At 53.8% G+C, this 20,686-nt stretch carries 19 protein-coding genes; 2 read left to right on the top strand and 17 right to left on the bottom strand.

Going from position 1 to position 20,686, the window contains the following annotated elements:
• Window positions 1-20: 20 nt before the first annotated feature.
• Window positions 21-431 carry an alternative ribosome rescue aminoacyl-tRNA hydrolase ArfB gene (gene arfB / locus AC1MDE_RS12800; protein ID WP_480344587.1) on the bottom strand — a complete coding sequence of 137 codons (411 nt, stop codon included), beginning with the start codon at window positions 429-431 and terminating at the stop codon, window positions 21-23.
• Between the two features lie 216 nt (window positions 432-647).
• Between arfB and AC1MDE_RS12795 the strand changes: the two genes are divergently transcribed.
• Together AC1MDE_RS12795 and rof are read left to right on the top strand one after the other, a co-directional pair.
• Window positions 648-848, top strand: coding sequence for a YaeP family protein (locus tag AC1MDE_RS12795; protein WP_013507964.1), 201 nt, complete (start codon window positions 648-650; stop codon window positions 846-848).
• Window positions 835-1,098 (top strand): Rho-binding antiterminator, encoded by a 264-nt coding sequence (gene rof, locus AC1MDE_RS12790; RefSeq protein WP_038648888.1) that lies wholly within the window; start codon window positions 835-837, stop codon window positions 1,096-1,098. The genes AC1MDE_RS12795 and rof overlap by 14 nt, the downstream gene beginning before the upstream one ends.
• A gap of 40 nt (window positions 1,099-1,138) precedes the next feature.
• Here rof and AC1MDE_RS12785 read toward each other — a convergent pair whose 3' ends face one another.
• The 16 genes from AC1MDE_RS12785 to ispU all read right to left on the bottom strand — a co-directional run bounded on the left by AC1MDE_RS12785 (window position 1,139) and on the right by ispU (window position 20,540).
• Window positions 1,139-1,447 (bottom strand): c-type cytochrome, encoded by a 309-nt coding sequence (locus AC1MDE_RS12785; protein WP_034829444.1) that lies wholly within the window; start codon window positions 1,445-1,447, stop codon window positions 1,139-1,141.
• Window positions 1,448-1,461: 14 nt separating this feature from the next.
• The gene (tilS, locus tag AC1MDE_RS12780; protein WP_182057906.1) at window positions 1,462-2,763 is read right to left on the bottom strand and encodes a tRNA lysidine(34) synthetase TilS; all 1,302 of its coding nucleotides are present in this window, start codon (window positions 2,761-2,763) and stop codon (window positions 1,462-1,464) included.
• Window positions 2,764-2,816: 53 nt separating this feature from the next.
• Window positions 2,817-3,206 carry a VOC family protein gene (locus AC1MDE_RS12775; RefSeq protein ID WP_058962058.1) on the bottom strand — a complete coding sequence of 130 codons (390 nt, stop codon included), beginning with the start codon at window positions 3,204-3,206 and terminating at the stop codon, window positions 2,817-2,819.
• Window positions 3,207-3,278: 72 nt separating this feature from the next.
• Window positions 3,279-5,429 carry a lysine decarboxylase LdcC gene (locus AC1MDE_RS12770; protein ID WP_058962059.1) on the bottom strand — a complete coding sequence of 717 codons (2,151 nt, stop codon included), beginning with the start codon at window positions 5,427-5,429 and terminating at the stop codon, window positions 3,279-3,281.
• 331 nt (window positions 5,430-5,760) lie between these two features.
• Complete coding sequence (gene accA, locus AC1MDE_RS12765; protein WP_034829454.1) at window positions 5,761-6,720, bottom strand: acetyl-CoA carboxylase carboxyl transferase subunit alpha; 960 nt, start codon at window positions 6,718-6,720, stop codon at window positions 5,761-5,763.
• Window positions 6,721-6,732: 12 nt separating this feature from the next.
• Entirely contained in the window at window positions 6,733-10,215 is a 3,483-nt protein-coding gene (gene dnaE / locus AC1MDE_RS12760) for a DNA polymerase III subunit alpha (RefSeq protein WP_058962060.1), read from the bottom strand.
• A 31-nt stretch (window positions 10,216-10,246) separates the two neighbouring features.
• Complete coding sequence (rnhB, locus tag AC1MDE_RS12755; RefSeq protein WP_058962061.1) at window positions 10,247-10,873, bottom strand: ribonuclease HII; 627 nt, start codon at window positions 10,871-10,873, stop codon at window positions 10,247-10,249.
• Window positions 10,866-12,014 (bottom strand): lipid-A-disaccharide synthase, encoded by a 1,149-nt coding sequence (gene lpxB / locus AC1MDE_RS12750; protein ID WP_480344586.1) that lies wholly within the window; start codon window positions 12,012-12,014, stop codon window positions 10,866-10,868. Before lpxB ends, rnhB begins: the two co-directional genes overlap by 8 nt.
• A gap of 3 nt (window positions 12,015-12,017) precedes the next feature.
• Window positions 12,018-12,806 (bottom strand): acyl-ACP--UDP-N-acetylglucosamine O-acyltransferase, encoded by a 789-nt coding sequence (gene lpxA / locus AC1MDE_RS12745; protein ID WP_034829465.1) that lies wholly within the window; start codon window positions 12,804-12,806, stop codon window positions 12,018-12,020.
• 3 nt (window positions 12,807-12,809) lie between these two features.
• On the bottom strand, window positions 12,810-13,265 hold the full coding sequence (fabZ, locus tag AC1MDE_RS12740) for a 3-hydroxyacyl-ACP dehydratase FabZ (protein WP_013507953.1): 456 nt from the start codon (window positions 13,263-13,265) through the stop codon (window positions 12,810-12,812).
• A gap of 196 nt (window positions 13,266-13,461) precedes the next feature.
• A complete protein-coding gene (gene lpxD, locus AC1MDE_RS12735; RefSeq protein WP_045813806.1) occupies window positions 13,462-14,487 on the bottom strand; it encodes a UDP-3-O-(3-hydroxymyristoyl)glucosamine N-acyltransferase in 1,026 nt (341 codons plus the stop codon).
• Window positions 14,488-14,490: 3 nt separating this feature from the next.
• Window positions 14,491-14,991 (bottom strand): OmpH family outer membrane protein, encoded by a 501-nt coding sequence (locus AC1MDE_RS12730; RefSeq protein ID WP_034829472.1) that lies wholly within the window; start codon window positions 14,989-14,991, stop codon window positions 14,491-14,493.
• Between the two features lie 95 nt (window positions 14,992-15,086).
• Window positions 15,087-17,498, bottom strand: a complete 2,412-nt coding sequence (gene bamA / locus AC1MDE_RS12725) for an outer membrane protein assembly factor BamA (protein WP_058962063.1) — start codon at window positions 17,496-17,498, stop codon at window positions 15,087-15,089.
• Between the two features lie 51 nt (window positions 17,499-17,549).
• Window positions 17,550-18,899, bottom strand: a complete 1,350-nt coding sequence (rseP, locus tag AC1MDE_RS12720; RefSeq protein WP_058962064.1) for a sigma E protease regulator RseP — start codon at window positions 18,897-18,899, stop codon at window positions 17,550-17,552.
• A gap of 12 nt (window positions 18,900-18,911) precedes the next feature.
• Window positions 18,912-19,769: a phosphatidate cytidylyltransferase gene (gene cdsA, locus AC1MDE_RS12715; RefSeq protein ID WP_479398040.1), complete on the bottom strand. Its 858-nt coding sequence runs from the start codon at window positions 19,767-19,769 to the stop codon at window positions 18,912-18,914.
• Between the two features lie 18 nt (window positions 19,770-19,787).
• Window positions 19,788-20,540, bottom strand: coding sequence for a (2E,6E)-farnesyl-diphosphate-specific ditrans,polycis-undecaprenyl-diphosphate synthase (gene ispU / locus AC1MDE_RS12710; protein ID WP_034829480.1), 753 nt, complete (start codon window positions 20,538-20,540; stop codon window positions 19,788-19,790).
• Window positions 20,541-20,686: the final 146 nt, after the last annotated feature.

Below are 20,686 nucleotides of genomic sequence, written 5' to 3'. Positions count from 1 at the left end.
CCTCCAGCTGGAGGCGTTTTTCATTGCACTTTTCCCCGCATCGCTTTCACATTACTGCGCCGTGATTTCCCCTCGAGCCGCCGCTCTTTAGATGCACGCGTGGGTCGTGTCGCCCGCCGGGTTTTTTCCACCGTGGTTAACTCACGAATCAGATTGATCAGCCGCTGCAGGGCCGCCTCGCGATTCATTTCCTGGCTGCGATACTCCTGAGATTTGATGATCACCACGCCTTCTGTCGTAATCAAATGGTGGCTCGCAGCCAATAGGCGTTCCTTGTAGAAGGGTGGCAGCGAAGAGGCATGGATATCAAAACGCAGATGGATAGCAGTAGACGTTTTATTCACATGCTGCCCGCCCGCACCTTGTGCACGAATGGCACTGAGCTCGACCTCGTTGTCTGCAAGTGAAACTGAACGCGACAGCACGATCATCTGTCACCTGCCTTTAAGAACGATGTTGTGTCGCGGAATAACCTGTTCATCAACTTAACCTTTTGTGCGCCGCCTTCCTGCTTAAGGCCAGCGCTGTGTGTCACTTTTACACTTTTCTTTGTACAGATCGCGGCTTCCCCTGGCTGATTTCCATGAAAATCCTGTGATATAGTCGCTTATCAACCAGAGTATTTAAGCTCTGCTGAGGAGGTGTATGTGCAAAAGTATTGTGAGTTAGTTCGCCAGAAGTATGCCGAAATCGGCAGTGGCGACCTGGGGTATGTGCCAGACGCGATAGGTTGCGCGCTAAACGCACTCAACGATATTGCCGCTAATTCTGCGCTAAACTCTTCTGTCAGGGAACAAGCAGCTTATGCTGCTGCTAACTTATTGGTGAGCGACTATGTTGACGAATGAAGCCTACAAACCCATCAACTGCGATGACTACGATAGCCTCGAGCTCGCCTGCACCAAACATTGGACGCTGTCTTTGGAGTTAAAAAACGGCGATCAGCTTAAGGCGAAAGCCGTTGACATGGTCTCACGTAAAAACGTGGAGTACCTGACGGTCGATCTCTCCGGTGAAACCCGCGAACTGCGTCTTGACCATATCGCCAGCTTCAGTCATCCCGAGCTGGGCACCGTCATCGTTAGCGAAGACGAATAACTACCACATTCGGGCGGGAATGCTATCCCGCCCCCCTCGCTTACGGCTTCAGCGAACTGTAATACGCCGATAAATCTTCCATATCCTGATCGCTCAATCCTGCCACAAACGCTTTCATCACTTCTGCCTGACCACCGCTACGCTCCCCTTTTTTATATGCCTGCAAGGAGTGCAGCAGGTAAGGCGCATGTTGCCCGGCAAGATTGGGATAAAGCGGCACAGCACTTTTCCCTTCCGCACCATGACACGCCAGGCAGGTTGCTGCTTTTTGCGCGCCTGCATTCACATCGCCGTCGGCAAAAGCCGGCAACGCTGCGGCCAGCAATGCTGCCGCCATCCAGTGTTTCATCATTGCTCTCCATCTTATTGTTGTTGTAACCAGATCGCTTGCCAGCCTTGCTCATGACTGGCCGCACCTTCGTGGGTGACAAAGATTCCCGGTGCACAGATCAGCGTCTGGTTGTAGTAAATCAAGGGGATACGCTCCCGCTGCCAGGGTGGCACACCTAATTCCTGCCACAATTTTTTTATCTCGCGGCCTCCGGCGCGGCCCAGCAAATGATAATAGCCGCTGGCCTGAAAACGAACGTTGATCGATTCGTCCTCGGTGGGATGACGCAAGGTGGCGATCGCCGGGTTTGCCTGTAATACGCCTAAATTCTCGGGCAGCCGCAGCAGTTGTTCACGATCATGCCAGGTTAGCGAGTGCTGACTCAGCGATGCATGCGCGTTAAGCCAATACAGCCGCTGTCGATACCGGCGGAGTGTAAAGGCAGCAAAACTCAGGCTGGGATTGGCATCTTCACGGCTACACATCACTTCATCGGTGATACGTTTTAAGGCATCACGTGAAGGCATCGCGCCGCCCTGCTGTGCAATCCAGCGACGCAAAAGCGCATGGCGCCGCGCTTCGCTCATCGTCAGCAATGGCGGAAAATGCAGTGCGCCCTGTTCATCAGTGAGCTGGGCCAACTGTTCTGCCAGCAGTTCATCCAGCAATTGTTCCTGCTCACCACACAACGCGGCACTGCGGGCGCTGGCGGCGCTAAAATGTGGCCAGCGCGTCTGCAGCAACGGCAGAATGTCCTGACGAAGAAAATTACGGTCATAGCGGCTGTCGGCGTTACTTTCATCCTCGATCCAGCGTAAGCGGTGCTCCGTCGCATAGGTTTCGAGTTGCTGACGACTTATATCCAGCAACGGGCGCAGGTGCGAATGTTTTCCCACCTGACGCTGGATGGGCATCGCCGCCAATCCTGCTGGACCACTGCCCCTTTTTAACGCCAACAACAGCGTTTCACACTGATCGTCAAGGTGCTGAGCCGTAAGTAAGTGCTCACCGGGTTGCAGCTGTTGCAATAACGCCTGATAGCGTGCTTCACGGGCCGCCGCCTCAATGCCCTTTACACGACCATCCACCTGAACGCGCAACACTTCGCAGGGAATCTGCCACTGCTGACAGATTTGCAGGCAATGTGACGCCCAGCGCTCCGCATTTGGGCTTAATCCATGATGGACGTGCAACGCGCGCACCTGCAGCTGTGGCATCAGGCGTTGCCAGCTCACCAGCTGATGCAGCAGTACGGTGGAATCCAACCCGCCACTGAACGCCAGCACACAGCGGGCGTCGGGTTTCAGTAACGAAGCAAGATGGGAAAAGGACATAGCGTAATCCGTCAACGCGAACCGCCTGATTGCGGCCCGCAGCGGTGGCTAGTTTACGCTTGATACAGCTCCAGCGGCAAACCGTCTGGATCCGGAAAGAAAGTGCACGCTTTGCCAGTCAGGGCATCAATGCGGATGGGTTCGCACACCACGCCTTTCGCAGCCAACGCGGCAATCGACTGTTCAACATCATCAACACAAAACGCCAGATGACGCAGACCGCAGGCTTCCGGCCCACTGACGCGTGGCGGCGGCGAGGGGAACGAGAACAGTTCGATGGTATAAACCCCGTTCAGTCCCAGATCGCCTTTCCACGAATCACGCTCGGCGCGGTAATACTCACCCAGCAAATCAAAACCTAACACGTCACAGTAAAACGCCTTACTGCGCTGATAATCGGTGGCAATAATGGCAATGTGGTGGATCTGTTTTATCTGCAGCATAGCGGCTCCTAAAGAATCAGCCGCTAAGCCTACGTGCTCGGTAGCGCGCTGAAAAGAGGCAATTGTCCGAAGTTAACGGCTGTTTTCCTCACGGAGCACGCGCACCAGATAGCGCCCATCGTCGGTGAGTGTTGCACCATGGATATCGGTTTCAAATCCAGGATAGTGACGTCCAATCGTGCAGAGCATCAGCAGAAAATCGAGCACCGCGCGACTCTCCTCCGTGATCATCTCGCCCGGCATCACCAACGGCACGCCCGGTGGATAAGGCAGAATCATGTTGGCAGAGACCCGGCCCACTAACTCACGGATATCGACGGTTTCGACTTGCCCCTGCACCTGGCGCTGGAAGGCCTGATGCGGCGTCATTTTTGATTCAGGTAAAACGTCGAAAGCCTTAAGCATCAGGCGTGGCAGATCGTGTTGTCGAATCAGATTATGAATGCCCTGCGCCAATGTCTGGATGCGCATATTACGATAGAAATCGGGATCTTCGGCATAGAGATCCGGCAGCATGTTTTTCACCCGCAAATTAAGATCGTAGGCGCGTTTGAATTCAGTCAGACCACGCAACACGCTCATGGCTTTGGTTTTATCGATGCCGATGCTGAACAGGAACAGCAAATTGTACGGACCGGTCTTCTCTACCACCACGCCGCGCTGATCGAGGAACTTCGCCACTAGCGCCGCCGGAATGCCTTCATCCGCCATTTTCCCCAATTCACTCATTCCGGGTGTCAGGATGGTGACTTTGATCGGATCGAGGTACATGTGATCACGATCGGCATGGGTGAATCCATGCCAGTCCTCTTCGCCTGGCTGGATCGGCCAGCATTCGGCTTCATCCACTTGCTCAGGCTGCCAGATATCGAAGAACCAGCCATCACACTCTTCGCGCAGCCGTTGAATCTCACGACGGAAATGCAAAGCGCGCTCAACTGAGCGATTGATCAATCGCTTTCCCGGATTACCGCGCAGCATCGCCGCCGCCGTTTCAATCGATGAGACAATCGCGTAACTCGGCGATGTGGTGGTGTGCATCATGTAGGCTTCATTAAAGGTGTCGTGGTCGTAATCACCTTTGATGTGAATCAGCGAGGCCTGCGAAAACGCCGCCAGCAGTTTGTGCGTCGACTGCGTTTCATAAATCACCTTGCCGGGAATACGCTCCCCGCTCATACCACTTTTGCCGCTGTAGATGGGATGAAAGTTGGTATACGGCACCCAAGCCGAATCGAAATGAATCGACGGCACATCCAGCGTCTCTTTGATGTACTGGGTGTTATACAACAGGCCATCGTAAGTGGAGTTGGTGATGACGGCATGCACCGGCCAACTGGCGCGTGGTGTCTGATTAACTTTCTGCTGAATGCTGTCGCGTGTGAATTCCCGCTGCGGGATCCCCCCTAAAATGCCCAGCGCATTACGCGTCGGCTTGAGCCAAATCGGGATGATGTCGCTCATCATCAGCAAATGGGTGAGTGATTTGTGGCAGTTACGGTCAATCAGCACCGTACTTCCTGCGGGTGCAGCGTACATCCCAACAATTTTGTTCGAGGTTGAGGTGCCATTGGTCACCATATAGCTCTGTTCAGCACCAAAAGTACGCGCCACATACTCTTCAGCTTCGAGGTGCGGGCCGGTGTGATCGAGCAGAGACCCCAGTTCGGTGACGGAGATGGAGACATCCGCCTTGAGCGTGTTTGCACCAAAGAAGTCATAGAACAGGCTGCCCACCGGGCTTTTCTGGAAGGCGGTGCCGCCCATGTGGCCCGGCGTACAGAAGGTGTATTTGCCCTCTTTCACATAGGTGAACAGCGCCTTGGTGAGCGGCGGCATGATTTTATCGATGTACTCATCGGTGTACTGCCGAATGTGCAATGCGATGTCGTCAGCGGCATTGAGCGCGTACTCAAAGAATTGCAGCGCCATGCGCATTTCGTTAATGCTGACATCCATCTGCGAATGGGTGTTAATAAAGGCATACAGCGGCAGATATTCGTTGAGCTGGTTGATGTCGCTGCACAGCGCCAGACTGTAATCGTCCCAGTCAAAAACCACGCCGCAGATACGCGGGTTGTGTTCTATCAGTTTCAGCAGGTCGCTGGCATTGTTGGGATAGACGGTCTGGAACCCTTGCAGCTTGAGGGCTGCGTCCAGTTCACGAATCGGTTCATCTTTGTAGAACGCGCCGTGCGGTCCCATGATCGCGATAATATTCAATGCTCACCTCCTGTGGTGTTATGGCACTGAATAAGGATAGCGAAAAGTGAGAGGTGAATGTTCTGGAATGCGGTGTTGTTGTTCAGGGGGGATTGCTGTCAATTGGGTGCGAGGGCCAGAAAAGGCCAGCCCGATCGCAAAGGAACAACGCATCCATGCAGATCGACCGGGCCGTCCATGGCCCGGACGCTTTGCTCTTCGGGCTGGCCTTCTCTGGCCGGTTAGAGCTTCATGGCTGCCCAATGCATAGCCGTCTGAACGATCTCGCTCAGTAATTCGCGGGCATAAAAAAAGCGGACCGGAGTCCGCTTTTCTTCATGAGCAAGCCAGCTTACGCGTAGCCATAGCTCATCAGGCGCTGATAACGACGGTTAAGCAGCTCTTCCGTGCTCAGCACGTCGAGATCCGCCAGATCCGCCAGCAGTTGCTTTTTCAAGCTTGCCGCCATATCCACTGGTTGACGATGCGCGCCGCCCAATGGTTCAGGGATGATCGAGTCGATCAGCTTCAGCTCTTTCAGGCGATCGGCGGTGATGCCCATCGCTTCCGCAGCCAATGGCGCTTTATCGGCGCTTTTCCACAGGATTGACGCGCAGCCTTCCGGTGAAATCACCGAGTAGGTGCTGTACTGCAGCATGTTCACTTTGTCGCCCACGCCAATTGCCAGCGCACCACCGGAACCGCCTTCGCCAATCACGGTGCAGATCACCGGAATTTTCAGACCTGACATTTCACGCAGGTTGCGTGCGATGGCTTCAGATTGTCCACGCTCTTCGGCGCCCACACCAGGGTATGCACCCGGGGTGTCGATGAAAGTGATCAGTGGCATTTTGAAGCGTTCAGCCATTTCCATCAGTCGCAGCGCTTTACGATAGCCTTCTGGTGCTGGCATACCGAAGTTACGACGGATTTTCTCTTTGGTTTCACGGCCTTTCTGATGGCCAATGACCATCACCGGACGACCATCAAGACGGGCAATACCGCCGACAATCGCTTTGTCATCGGCATAAGCGCGGTCGCCAGCCAACTCATCGAAATCATCAAACGCGTTGCGGACATAGTCCAGCGTGTAAGGGCGCAGCGGGTGACGCGCGAGCTGCGCAACCTGCCATGCACCTAAATCGGAGAAGATTTTACGGGTCAGCTCAACGCTTTTTTCGCGCAGACGCTGCACTTCTTCATCCAGATTAATATCGTGTTTCTCATCCGAACGGCCAATTGACTTCAGCGAGTCGATTTTCGCTTCCAGTTCTGCGATTGGCTGTTCAAAATCCAGGTAATTAAGACTCATAATGTTCCTGTTTTAGTCAAACTCCAGTTCCACCTGCTCCGATCCTACTAACGACCGCAAATCGTTGAGTAAACGATCGCTGGGCGAAATACGCCACGCTGCACCAAAGCGCAGCTTCGCCCGCGCATCTGCTCTCTGATAATAGAGATGCACCGGAATGGTCCCGGAGCGATGAGGCTCCAGAGACTGGCGGAGACGGTTTAAAAGCTGGTCATCAATTTGCCTGTCCGTCAGCGAGATAGCAAGTCCGCGCGCGTATTTTTCCCGCGCTTCGTCGATGTCCATCACTTCTCGAGCGGTCATTTTAAGGCCACCGCTAAAGTCATCAAAGCTGACCTGTCCACTGACGATCAGGATACGGTCTTTCTCCAGCAACTGCTGGTATTTATCTAACGCATCGGTAAATAACATCACTTCCAGACGACCAGAGCGATCGTCGAGAGTACAAATACCAATTCGGTTGCCGCGTTTCGTGACCATCACGCGAGCGGCAATCACCAGCCCCGCCGCGATGGTTACTTTACCACGATCCGTCGGATGCATGTCCTTCAGGCGCATACCGCCAACGTAGCGATCAATTTCTTTAAGATACTGATTAATTGGGTGGCCGGTGAGATACAAACCCAACGTCTCACGCTCACCGTCCAGTTGAATCTGTTCCGGCCATGGCGTGATGTTGGTGTATGACTTCTCCACCTGTTCAGGCTCTTCGGCCAGCACGCCAAACATATCTGCTTGTCCGGTCGCTTCCGCTTTTGCGTGCTGATCCGCAGCTTTCAATGCATCGCTGAGCGCGCTCATCAAGGCTGCACGATGCGGACCGAGGCGATCAAAAGCTCCCGACATGATCAGCTTTTCCATCACACGACGGTTAATCTTTTTCGTATCGGTGCGAGCGCAGAGATCAAACAACTCTTTGAAGTAGCCGCCTTCATTACGTGCTTCGATGATGGCTTCAATCGGCCCTTCACCCACGCCTTTAATGGCGCCGATACCATAGACGATTTCGCCTTCATCATTCACATGGAACGGATACAAGCCAGAGTTGATATCGGGCGGCAGCACTTTCAGGCCCATGCGCCAGCACTCATCCACCAGGCCAACGACCTTCTCGGTGTTGTCCATATCGGCGGTCATTACCGCTGCCATAAATTCTGCCGGGTAGTGCGCTTTCAGCCACAGCGTCTGATAAGACACTAAAGCATAGGCTGCCGAGTGCGACTTGTTAAAGCCATAACCCGCAAACTTCTCTACCAGATCGAAGATCTTCATCGAGAGTTCACCGTCAACACCCATGCTTTCTGCACCGTCCTGGAACACCGAACGTTGTTTAGCCATCTCTTCGGGTTTCTTTTTACCCATTGCACGGCGCAGCATATCCGCGCCACCCAGGGTATAACCCGACAGCACCTGAGCGATCTGCATCACCTGTTCCTGATACAGGATGATGCCGTAGGTGGGTTCCAGTACCGGCTTCAGGGTTTCGTGCTGCCACTGAATATCCGGGTACGAAATTTCTTCACGGCCGTGCTTACGGTCAATGAAGTTATCAACCATGCCCGATTGCAGCGGTCCCGGGCGGAACAGGGCCACCAGTGCGATCATATCTTCAAAGCAGTCCGGCTTCAGACGCTTGATCAGATCTTTCATGCCGCGTGATTCAAGCTGGAAAACCGCTGTGGTTTCCGAGCGCTGCAGCATATCGAAGCTTTTCTTGTCATCCAGCGGGATGGCGGCGATATCAATCGGCTCCAACCCTTCTTTGGCGCGGCGCGGGTTAATCATCTTCAGCGCCCAGTCAATGATGGTCAGCGTGCGCAAGCCGAGGAAGTCAAACTTCACCAGGCCGGCGTATTCCACATCATTTTTATCAAACTGGGTTACCGGGAATTGGCCATTCTCATCACAGTAAAGCGGCGCAAAATCAGTGATTTTGGTCGGTGCGATAACCACCCCACCGGCGTGTTTACCGGCGTTACGTGTGACACCTTCCAGCTTGCGCGCCATATCGATCAGCGCTTTGACCTCTTCATCTGCCTCGTAGATTTCCGGCAGCTGCGGTTCCGCTTCAAAGGCTTTTTCCAGCGTCATGCCGGGATCCGGCGGGATCAATTTGGAGATGCGATCCACAAAGCCATACGGATGCCCCAGCACACGTCCTACGTCGCGGATAACCGCTTTCGCCGCCATGGTACCGAAGGTGATGATTTGCGAAACCGCTTCGCGCCCATACATCTCGGCAACGTGATCGATCACCTGATCGCGCTTTTCCATGCAGAAATCGACGTCGAAGTCGGGCATGGAGACACGTTCCGGGTTAAGGAAACGTTCGAACAGCAGGTCAAATTCCAGCGGGTCGAGGTCAGTGATTTTCAGCGCATACGCGACCAGAGAACCAGCACCCGAGCCACGGCCCGGCCCAACCGGGATACCGTTATCCTTCGACCACTGGATAAACTCCATCACGATCAGGAAGTAGCCTGGGAAGCCCATCTGATTGATAACGTTGAGTTCAATCTCAAGACGTTCATCATATTCTGGCCGCTTCTCTGCACGCACCTTGTCATCCGGGAACAGGAATTCCAGACGCTCTTCCAGCCCTTCACGAGACTTCATGACGAGGAAATCTTCAGTCGTCATTTCCCCGGTGGGGAATTGCGGCAGGAAGTATTCACCCAGGCGTACCGTGACGTTACAACGCTTAGCAATCTCTACGCTGTTTTCCAGCGCTTCCGGGATGTCCGAGAACAGCTCGCACATCTCCTCTTCGCTGCGCATATATTGCTGAGGACTGTAATGACGTGGGCGTTTTGGGTCGTCCAGCGTGAAGCCATCATGAATCGCCACGCGAATTTCATGGGCGTCAAAATCTTCTTCGTTGAGGAAACAGACTTCGTTGGTAGCCACCACCGGCACACCTTCGGCAATCGCTAACTCAACGGCGGCATGCAGATAAGCCTCTTCATCGGCGCGTCCGGTACGCGTCAGCTCGAGGTAATAACGATTAGGGAAATGTTCCTGATAGAAACTGAGGCACTGCGACACCAGCGCACTGTTGCCGCGTAGTAGACTGCGGCCAACATCGCCCTTGCGTCCACCGGAGAGCAGAATGATGCCTTCACCCAGTTCGACCAGCCAGTCACGGTCAATAATCGGTCCGGCAATGCCATATCCACGCTGATAGGCACGCGAAATTAACAACGTAAGGTTCTGATAACCGGTGTTGTTGGCGGCAAGGACCGTGAGTTGTGTCAGCTCATCGCCCATCAACTCGCTGGCGACGTGGAAATCCGCACCAATAATCGGTTTGATGCCTGCATCGTGCGCACTGCCGTAAAAACGCACCAACCCGCAAAGGTTGATGTAATCGGTAATCGCAATCGCCGGCATACCCAGCGCAGCCGCCTTCTTGACCAATGGCTTAGTTTTCGCCAGGCCATCGACCATCGAATAGTCGCTGTGTACGCGCAGATGTATAAAACGAGGTTCAGCCATATCAGTTTCCGATTAAAACAGCGTCAGGCTATTAAAGCGCAGTCGGCTGACGCGCGGCCAGCACATCAGCATCAATCAGGGCATTTCGCACCGGGGCAAAGCTGCGGCGATGATGTGGCGTGGCACCAAACTGCGTCAATTTTTCCATATGCAACGCAGTTGGGTAGCCTTTGTGCTGGGCAAATCCATATTCCGGGAACAACAGATCCAGCTCGGCCATTTCACGATCGCGCGTAACTTTCGCGATGATCGAGGCTGCACTGATCTCTTGTACCAGGCTATCGCCCTTCACCACCGCCCGCGATGGCATGGGCAATGCCGGACAACGGTTGCCATCGATCAACACAAAATCAGGCGTAACAGGCAGACCCGCTACCGCACGCTGCATCGCCAGCATAGTGGCGTGCAGAATGTTGAGTTGGTCGATCTCTTCAGGCTCCGCCCGGCCGAGGCTCCAGGCTAGCGCTTTCTCTTTGATCTCGTCATACAGCGCCAGCCGACGCTTTTCGGAAAGCTTCTTTGAGTCGGCCAGCCCTTTAATCGGATTCGCGGGGTCGAGGATGACTGCTGCGGTGACAACGGCGCCTACCAGCGGACCTCGCCCCACTTCATCCACGCCAGCAATGCGCTGTGCGTTTGGGTAGATAAACTCAGTCATTGGCAATCTCCAGTACGGCGTCCGCGGCTTGCTCATCAGCATTCCAGCGAATCTGTTGATGCAACTCGTTGAAGGTGTTCAGCAGGTCATCGCGCTCTGGTCCGGCATGCAACAGAGGTTCCAGCGCAGCCGCCAGTGCCTCTGGCTGGCACTCTTCCTGCAACAGCTCTTTGACCAACTCCCGACCCGCCAGCAGATTGGGCAGTGAAACATACGGCGTTTTCACCAAACGCTTCGCCAGCCAGAAGGTAAAGGGTTTCATGCGGTAACCGACCACCATCGGACACTTCGCCAGCATGCACTCCAGCGCAGCAGTGCCGGATGCGAGAATCGCCGCATCGCTGGCGATCAGCGCCTGGCGGCCTTTGCCATCCAGCAAATGCATCGGTAGCTCGGGTGCCACTTCAGCTTTAATCTGTTCAAACTGTTCGCGGCGTTTGGCATTGACCAGCGGCACCACGATTTCCAGCGCGGGATAACGCTGACGCAATAACTGCGCCGCACGCAAGAAATCCGCACTCAGCATTTCCACTTCTGCACCACGGCTACCCGGCAGCAAGCCCAGACAGATCGCATCCTCCGCGATGCCTAACTCACGTCGCGCCGCAGATTTGTCTGGCTGCAGCGGCATGTCATCTGCCATGGTGTGGCCGATAAAGCGGCAAGGTACGTTGAATCGATCGTAAAACGCTTTTTCAAACGGCAGAAACGCCAATACCAGGTTGGTATTGCGGCCAATCTTGAACACGCGTTTTTGTCGCCACGCCCAGACGGAAGGACTGACGTAATGAATGGTGCGAATTCCTGCGCGCTTCAGGCTGCCTTCCAATGTGATATTGAAATCTGGCGCATCGATGCCAACAAACACATCCGGCTTGAGTTCGGTAAAGCGCTGCGTTAAATCCTTGCGAATTTTCAGCAAGCGGCGCAAGCGGCCGAGCACTTCAACAATGCCCATCACCGCCAGCTCTTCCATCTCATACCAGACTTCACAGCCTTCGGCCTGCATCAGCGGACCGGCAACGCCGACAAAGCGGGCATCGGGATGACGCGCTTTGAGCGCACGGATAAGACCTGCACCAAGAATATCGCCGGAGGTTTCTCCGGCGACCAGGGCAATCGTTAAGGGACGCACTGACATGGATTAACGAATCAATCCACGCGTCGAACGGGCAAAGAAGTCATAGAAAGGCTGCACTTCGCTGTGTTGTTTTGCCAGCTCTTCAATCTCTGGTTTCACTTCATCCAGCGTTTTACCACTGCGATACAGCAGTTTGTACGCATTGCGAATCGCGTGCAGTGCTTCTTTGCTAAAGCCACGGCGTTTGAGGCCTTCGATGTTGATACCGAACGGGGTCGCGTGGTTGCCCTGCGCAATAACGTACGGTGGGACATCCTGCGCGACGCCTGAACAACCGCCAACCATCACGTGTGCACCAATGGTGCACCACTGGTGGACTGCCGTCATCCCGCCGATAATCGCGAAATCATCCACGGTGACATGGCCACCCAGCGTGGCGTTGTTGGCAAAGATGCAACGGTTACCAATGACGCAATCATGCGCGATATGCGCATTGACCATCAGCAGGTTATCACTGCCGACTTTAGTGAGGTTGCCACCCTGCGTAGTGCCACGGTGAATAGTCACACTCTCGCGGATGCGGTTGCGATCGCCGATTTCAACACGGGTCGGTTCACCGGCATATTTCAGGTCCTGGTTCACTTCACCAATCGAAGCAAACTGATAGATCTGATTGTCTTTGCCGATACGCGTGTGGCCGTTCACCACCACGTGCGATTTGAGCACCGTACCTTCACCAATTTCCACGTTAGCGCCGACAAAGCAGAACGGGCCGATGTGAACATTGGCGCCGATGACGGCACCTTCTTCAATAACGGAACTGGGATGAATATTGGCGGTTGAATCAATCACTAATTATGCCTCCCGGCTACGGGCACACATCATGGTCGCTTCACAGACAATCTTGCCGTCTACAGTTGCCACGCCTTTGAAGCGCGTCAGACCACGACGAGTTTTCTCGAAGGTCACTTCCATGATCATCTGATCGCCCGGTACCACTGGACGTTTGAAGCGGGCTTCGTCGATACCGGCGAAGTAGTACAGCTCGCCGGGTTCCAGTTTTCCAACGCTTTTGAACGCCAGAATACCGGTTGCCTGCGCCATTGCTTCCAGAATCAGAACGCCTGGGAAAATCGGCTTACCAGGAAAGTGTCCCTGGAAAAACGGTTCATTAACAGAAACGTTCTTCACCGCACGCAGATATTTATGCTCTTCAAATTCCAGCACGCGGTCAACCAGCAAGAACGGATAGCGGTGCGGCAGCAGTTCTAAAATCTCTTCGATTTTCAGAGTATGCGTTTCAGTTGTCAAAATACTCTTCCTGTCCTAAAAAATCTGATGGCAATAATAACACGGCCTGCACAGATCAAAATGATCCTCCGCAGGCCGCAAATCAGTTCGGTGGCGTAACGCTTTCCTGAGAGACCTCCTCACACGCATTCGGGGTAAGCCGAAGTCGCAAGAAGGCACGCTGCTTTATTATGAAAGCGGGTCGCGAGCGATGCGTTTAGTCGTCTTTGCCGACCTTACGTTCGATGGCTTTTAAGCGTTTGCTTATTTCATCGATATTCATCACCAGCGCTGCCGTTTTACGCCAGGTTTTGTTGGGTTGCAGTGGGATACCCGATGAGTATACCCCAGGCTCTGTGATCGGGCGCATTACCATGCCCATGCCCGTTACGGTCACTTTGTCACAGATTTCCATATGGCCGTTAATGACGCTGGCGCCGCCAATCATACAATAACGTCCAATCTTCAGACTACCCGCCATGATCACACCGCCCGCAACGGCCGTGTTATCTCCAATCACAACGTTGTGCGCAATCTGACACTGGTTGTCTATGATAACACCATTGCCGATCAGAGTGTTATCCAGTGCACCGCGATCGATGGTGGTACAAGCACCAATTTCAACGCGATCACCAATTACCACGGTTCCCAGCTGTGGAATTTTCACCCAATTGCCACGGTCGTTAGCATACCCGAAACCATCGGCACCGATCACGGTACCCGACTGAATCAGACAATCCTGACCAATCTCGATCTCATGGTAAATCGTCACGTTAGCCCACAAACGTGAGCCGCGACCGATACGCGTCTGCTTACCGACAAAACATCCTGCGCCAATCACGACGTCGTCGCCCAGCTCAACGCCAGACTCGATCACCGCATTCGCGCCCACCGAAACGTTCTTACCCAGCGTCGCTGTCGGATCGATCACCGCACTGGGCGCGATATTCTGCGCGGGCTGCGGCGTTGTGTCCAGCAGTTGTGCCATGCGAGCGTACGTTAAGTAAGGATTTTTCACCACCAGGGCAGCGGTTTTACACCACTCCAGATCCGCTTCCGTCAGCACCACGGCTGAAGCCTGGATATGAGCGAGCTGCTCGCGGTAGCGGCTGTTTGCAAGAAAAGTGATTTGACCAGTGGTGGCGGATTGCATAGAAGCAATGCCGGAGATGGCGATATCGCCATCTCCGTGCAATTCTGCATCCAACTGCTGGGCTAAATCAGCCAGTCGAATTGATGACATCGATTATTTAACCTGTTTTACAACGTCAGCAGTAATGTCTTTAGCATCAGCAGAAGAGTACAGAACGGCCTGAGAATCCAGCACCAGATCGTAACCATCGCTTTTCGCTACAGACTGAACAGCGGTCTGGATTTTAGCCAGCAGCTTGTTACGCTCCTGCATCTGACGAGTCTGGTTGTCTTTGTCGAAAGCCTGCGCTTTCTGTTCAAAAGCAGCACGCTCAGAAGCAATCTGCTTCTCTTTCTTGGTACGGTCGCTGGCCTTCATGGTTGACGCATTGCGCTGCAGATCCTGGATTTCACCCTGGATTTTCTGCTGCTGCGCCTGGAGGTCAGAAGCACGGCTTGAGAACTCGCCCTCAAGCTGTTTAGCAACAGCGGCACGCTGCGGAGACTGCTGGAATACCTGGCTCAGGTTCACGACGGCGATTTTATCGGCCGCCTGGGCACCCGCAGAAGCAGCTAAAGCAACACCCAGAGCAGCAGCACAGAACAACTTTTTCACTATAAACTCCTTACCTCGACGTGTGTGTTTGCAGCGTGTCACGACAGAGCGCGACACGGATGCAAGACGGTATTTTCACTTCCTTGTTCAGAGCCTTACCAGGTTTTACCAATGTTAAACTGGAACTGCTCTGACTTGTCTCCCTCGACTTTCTTCATCGGCTGAGCATATGAGAATACCAGCGGACCTAATGGCGACATCCATTGCAGGGCGACACCCGCAGAGACACGAATGTTATTCGGATCGCTGTAGTCCGGAATGCCCGCCGCACGGGTTTCTGCAGTGTTCTGCCATTTGGTATCCCAGACGGTACCGGCATCCATAAACACCGAAGTACGGACTGAGTTAGCGTATTTCTCGCTCAGGAACGGCGTTGGCGTGATCAGCTCAAGGCTGGCAATCGCCATAGCGTTACCACCCACCGCATCATCTGACTTACAGACGCCATTGGCATCCGTCAGGTTACAGGTGGAGGAGTGATCGTTCAGATAAGCCGCTTTCGGACCAATGGTATTGGACTGGAAGCCACGAACCGTACTTGAACCACCGCCGTAGAAGTTCTCATAGAACGGCATCTCTTTTCCACCGAGCCCGTCACCATATCCGACACGGCCACGTCCCAGCACCACCCAGGTGCCATCACGGTTCAGTGGCACGTACTGCTGGCTATCCAACGTCGCTTTGTAGAAGGCGTTGTCGGAACCCGGAATGGTCACTTTGCCGTTCAGGTTGGTACGGTTACCCTTGGTTGGGAAGAATCCACGGTCCAGCGTGTTATACGTCCAACCGTAGTTGAAGGTGAAGTCATCTGCAGAGAAATCACCATCATCATTCAGACCCTGATGGCGTCCAACCGAGTCCAGATAACGCCACATCGCAACCTGCGGCTGCATGTTGGACAGATCGTTATGCACATAACCCAGGCCGACACGCAATGTGTTGTTTTCATTAACCGGGAAGCCCAAAGTGCCATCCACACCATAACTTCTGTTGGTGTAGTCAGACAGGTCAGCATCATCCGCTTTGAAGTCGTTATAGAAGACACGACCACCCAGGCTCACACCGTCGACCGTGAAATACGGATCGGTCAGTGAGAATTCAGCATAGGTCTGGTAATCGTTTTTGGTACCGCTGATGCCAACGGTATTACCGGTGCCGAGCCAGTTTTCCTGGGTCACACCTACCTGGAAGCTGACGCCACTTTCAGTACCGTAACCCACACCAAAGTTGAAGGTACCGGTGTTACGTTCTTTAACCTTATAAACTACATCCACCTGGTCCGGAGAACCTGGCACACGCTGCGTGTCCACATCGACGGTTTCAAAGTAACCGGTACGGTTCAGACGCTCTTTACCCTGGTCAACCAGGTCGCTGCCCAACCATGCGCCTTCCATCTGACGCATCTCACGGCGCAGTACGGAATCTTTCGACGTATCGTTACCTTCGAAGCGCACTTTGCGCACGTAATAACGGTTACCGGCATCCACATTGATATGCAGTTTAACGGTTTTGTCTGCATCGTTAATTTCCGGCTGTGTCACCACACGCGGATAGGCATAGCCATAACGACCCAGCAGTTTTTTGATGTCGTCTTCCATCTGGGTAACTTTGGTGCCGTTGTACAGCTCACCCGATGGAATACGCGTCATCTTTTCGATTTCCGCAGAGTGGCCCGCCATGCTGCCGTTCACGATCACGCCGGCAATCTTATACTGATCGCCTTCGTTGATGTTCACAGTGATGTAGATGCCTTTTTTATCTGGCGTCAGGCTCACCTGAGTGGAATCGATGTTGAAGCGCGCATAACCGCGATCCAGATAGAAGCTACGCAGGGTCTCAAGATCCCCGGCCAGCTTTTGTTTCTGGTATTTACGATCGCCAACCACGTTCCACCATGGCACTTCATCACGCAGTGAGAAGCGCGAGATCAATTCGTCAGAGCTAAAGGCTTTGTTGCCAACGATGTTGATCTGCTGAATCTGAGCTGACACGCCTTCCTGGAAGACGAATTTCAGATCCACGCGGTTACGGGGCAGCGGTGTCGCAATCGCTTTCACGCTGGCGGTGTATTTACCGACGCTGTAGTAGAAGTCTTCCAGGCCCTTCTCAATCGAAGAAAGTGTGGTGCGGTCGAGTGCTTCACCGACGCGCACACCAGAAGCTTCAAGGTTCTGCTTCAGCTGATCTTCTTTCACCGCTTTGTTGCCGGAGAAAGTGATGCTGGCAATGGTCGGACGCTCTTTCACCTGAACAATCAGGGTTGTTCCATCACGCAGAACCTGAACATCTTCAAAGTTGCCGGTGGCGAACAGAGAGCGAATGGTGTTTCTGACGTCATCGTCAGAAATGGTATCACCGACACGTACGGGCATGCTGAGCAGAGCCGCGCCGACGGCGACTCGCTGGAGACCTTCGAAATGAATGTCCTTCACTACGAAATCGTCTGCACCGTAAACGGTGGCGCTGCTAAACAGCAGCGACGCTATGAGCAACTTTTTCATCGCCATCGTTGTTATGCGTTTTCCTAACACATCCCGCGCCTGTCCGCAGTCCAGCTATTACAGACGTGAGAAATCATTGAAAAGTGCAAGCCCCATTAATAACACCAGCAGAATTGAGCCAATGCGATAACTGAAGTCCTGAACTCGCTCGGACACCGGTCCACCTTTGATCTTTTCGATCGCCAGAAAGAGCAGATGTCCACCATCTAATACCGGCAGAGGGAACAGGTTGATGATCCCCAGATTGACGCTGATCAGCGCCAGGAACATCAGATAATAAATCACCCCGTATTCCGCTGATAACCCTGCACCTTGCGCAATCGAAATTGGCCCGCTCAGATTATTCAGCTTCACATCCCCGGTAATCAACTTGCCCAGCATTGAGACCGTTAACTTCATCAGTTGCCAGGTTTTGACACTGGCTTCACCGATAGCGGCAAAGGGCCCATACTGCCTAACCGTTTTATACTCATCCGGCAGCGGAATGACGCGCGGAATCACTCCCGCAAAGCCTTCCGCTTCATTGCCCGGTTTCGCTTCTGGCGTTAACGTCAACGCCACGAGTTCGCCGTTACGTTCCACATCCAGCGCCATGTTTTTGCGCGGATTATCGCGCACCTGCGCCGCAAAAGCCTGCCATTGTGTTAACGGCTGACCATCGACTTTAACGATCCTGTCGCCTGCTTGCAAACCGGCAGCGCTGGCCGGCGAATTTGCCTGCACTTCAGCTAAGGTCGTTTCGATTTGTGGCCCACGAGGACGAATCCCTAATGCCACAACCGGGTCCTGTTTATCCGGTTCAAACTGCCATTCGCGCAAATCGACCTGCTTCTGCTGCGTGGCATTTTCACCGAATTGCGAGACGGTAAGCGTGGTACTGCTGTCGCCGATTTTTCCGATCAGCGCCATGCGCACTGCATCCCAATCAGGCGTTTCGATACCATCTACCGCTTTAAGTTCCATACCGGAGGTAATTTGCGCTTCAGCTGCGACGGAACCGTTCAGAATTTCGCCAACAACCGGACGCACACCGGGTACGCCGTGGATAAAGACGACCCAATAAGCGAAGACGGCAAAGATAAAGTTAGCAATGGGGCCGGCCGCGATGATCGAAGCACGCTGCAGCACAGTTTTATTGTTGAAGGCCTGATGGCGGAGTTCAGCGGGAACGCTCTCTACGCGTTCGTCGAGCATTTTGACGTAGCCGCCGAGCGGGATCAGGGCAATGACGTATTCCGTGCCCTGACGATCGCTACGACGCCACAACGCTTTGCCAAAGCCAATAGAGAAACGTTCGACTTTAACACCGCAGCGGCGGGCGACCCAAAAGTGGCCGAATTCGTGCACGGTGATCAGTACGCCAAGTGCCACGATAAAGGCGACAAAACTCCAGAGTATGCTCAACATTGTCGCTAATCCTCAGAAGGTGCGGAACACCAGCAGCAGCAGGCAGGCAAAAACCGGCACCGCAGCGGTCAGGCTGTCGATACGATCGAGGATACCACCGTGACCCGGAATCAAGTTACCGCTGTCTTTGATGCCCGCTTCACGTTTGAACATGCTCTCGGTCAGATCCCCCAGAACCGAAGCCAGCGTAGCAATAACGGCACAGATAATCAGCGTACCCGGCGCCACAGAAAGCGGAGCCAGCAGCGCAAACAGCCAGGCGATAATCGCGGATGACAGCAGGCCGCCAAAGAAGCCTTCCCAGGTTTTACCCGGTGACACTTTTGGCGCCAGCTTATGTTTACCAAACAAACGGCCAAACATGTAAGCGCCAGAATCTGCGCCCCATACCAGCAGCATCACAAACAGCAACCACCATGCTCCCGCAAAGTGATCGGTATCGTAATGATACTGGCGCAGCGCCATCATGCCCCAGAAGAAGGGAATCACGGTCAGGATGCCGAATAACACGCGGAGTGGGCGCGAAGTGCGCCACAACGCCGCAGAGGCAGGATAAAACAGCACGAGAAACAGGGCGACAATCCACCATCCCAGCGCGGCCCAAAGTGAGCCCTCCATCTGGAACTGGTGCAGATTGCGTTGATAGGGTTGCAGGGTGAACAGCATCACTGAGAGCAATAAACCGCATAACACGGCGAGCCAGATACGCTGCTGACGTGTCTTCATACCCGCCAGCTGCCCCCATTCCCAGGCGGCAAGCATACAGATGATGATAGTGGTAATCGCAAATCCGGACAGCGGTAACCAAAACAGAGCAGCGATCACCAGCGGAATCAGAATAAACGCGGTGATCAGACGAGACTTCAGCAAAGGTTACCCCCAGATTGCTCAGGCGCCGCCTGGTGCCGCGCCGCCAAAGCGTCGCTCCCGCGAAGAGAATGCATTCAGTGCACCTTCAAAAACGTGTTCATCAAAATCAGGCCAAAGAACATCGGTAAACCAAAACTCAGCATAGGCGATCTGCCACAGCAGGAAGTTGCTAATCCGATGCTCTCCCCCGGTCCTTATCACTAAATCCACCGGCGCCAGCTCCTGCATACACAGATAGGGAGCCAGACTTTCTTCGGTTATCTGGTCAGGACGTAATAAACCTTCCTGAACCTGTTCAGCCAGTTTTCTGGCACCCTGGATAATATCCCAACGGCCACCATAGTTGGCAGCAATGTTGAGGGTGAGTCCATTATTTTGCTGAGTCAGTTCCTCGGCGCGACGAATGCGTTCCTGAATACGATTATTGAAACGACTGATATCGCCAATCACGCGCAGACGCACGTTATGCTTGTGCAGGCTTTTGACTTCGCTGTCGAGCGCCCAGACAAACAATTCCATTAAGGCCGTCACTTCCTGTACCGGTCGGCTCCAGTTTTCACTGCTGAACGCATAGAGCGTGAGCGCTTCCAGTTTATGGCTGACCGCAAAGCTGACGGCCCGGCGTACTGATTTTACCCCGGCTTTGTGGCCTGAAATACGCAGTTTGCCCTGATTTTTTGCCCAGCGACCATTACCATCCATAATGATGGCCACGTGACGTGGCGTGCAGTACGACTCGTCATCGATTGTGTTGTGATTGTTGGACGACATAACGCGTAATAATTCCTTTCATCAGAAATGCTGTGGTTTCTGAATACATTGCGCCTGCGGCGAACCCCGGCATCGCTACCAGATGACATCGAAACAATGTCGGGCCGAAAAACGCGAGCGAGCGACTATACCATTTTCACCCTGAG

The organism is Pantoea folii (genome assembly GCF_056678875.1).
This window is presented reverse-complemented; position numbering and strand designations above follow the sequence as displayed.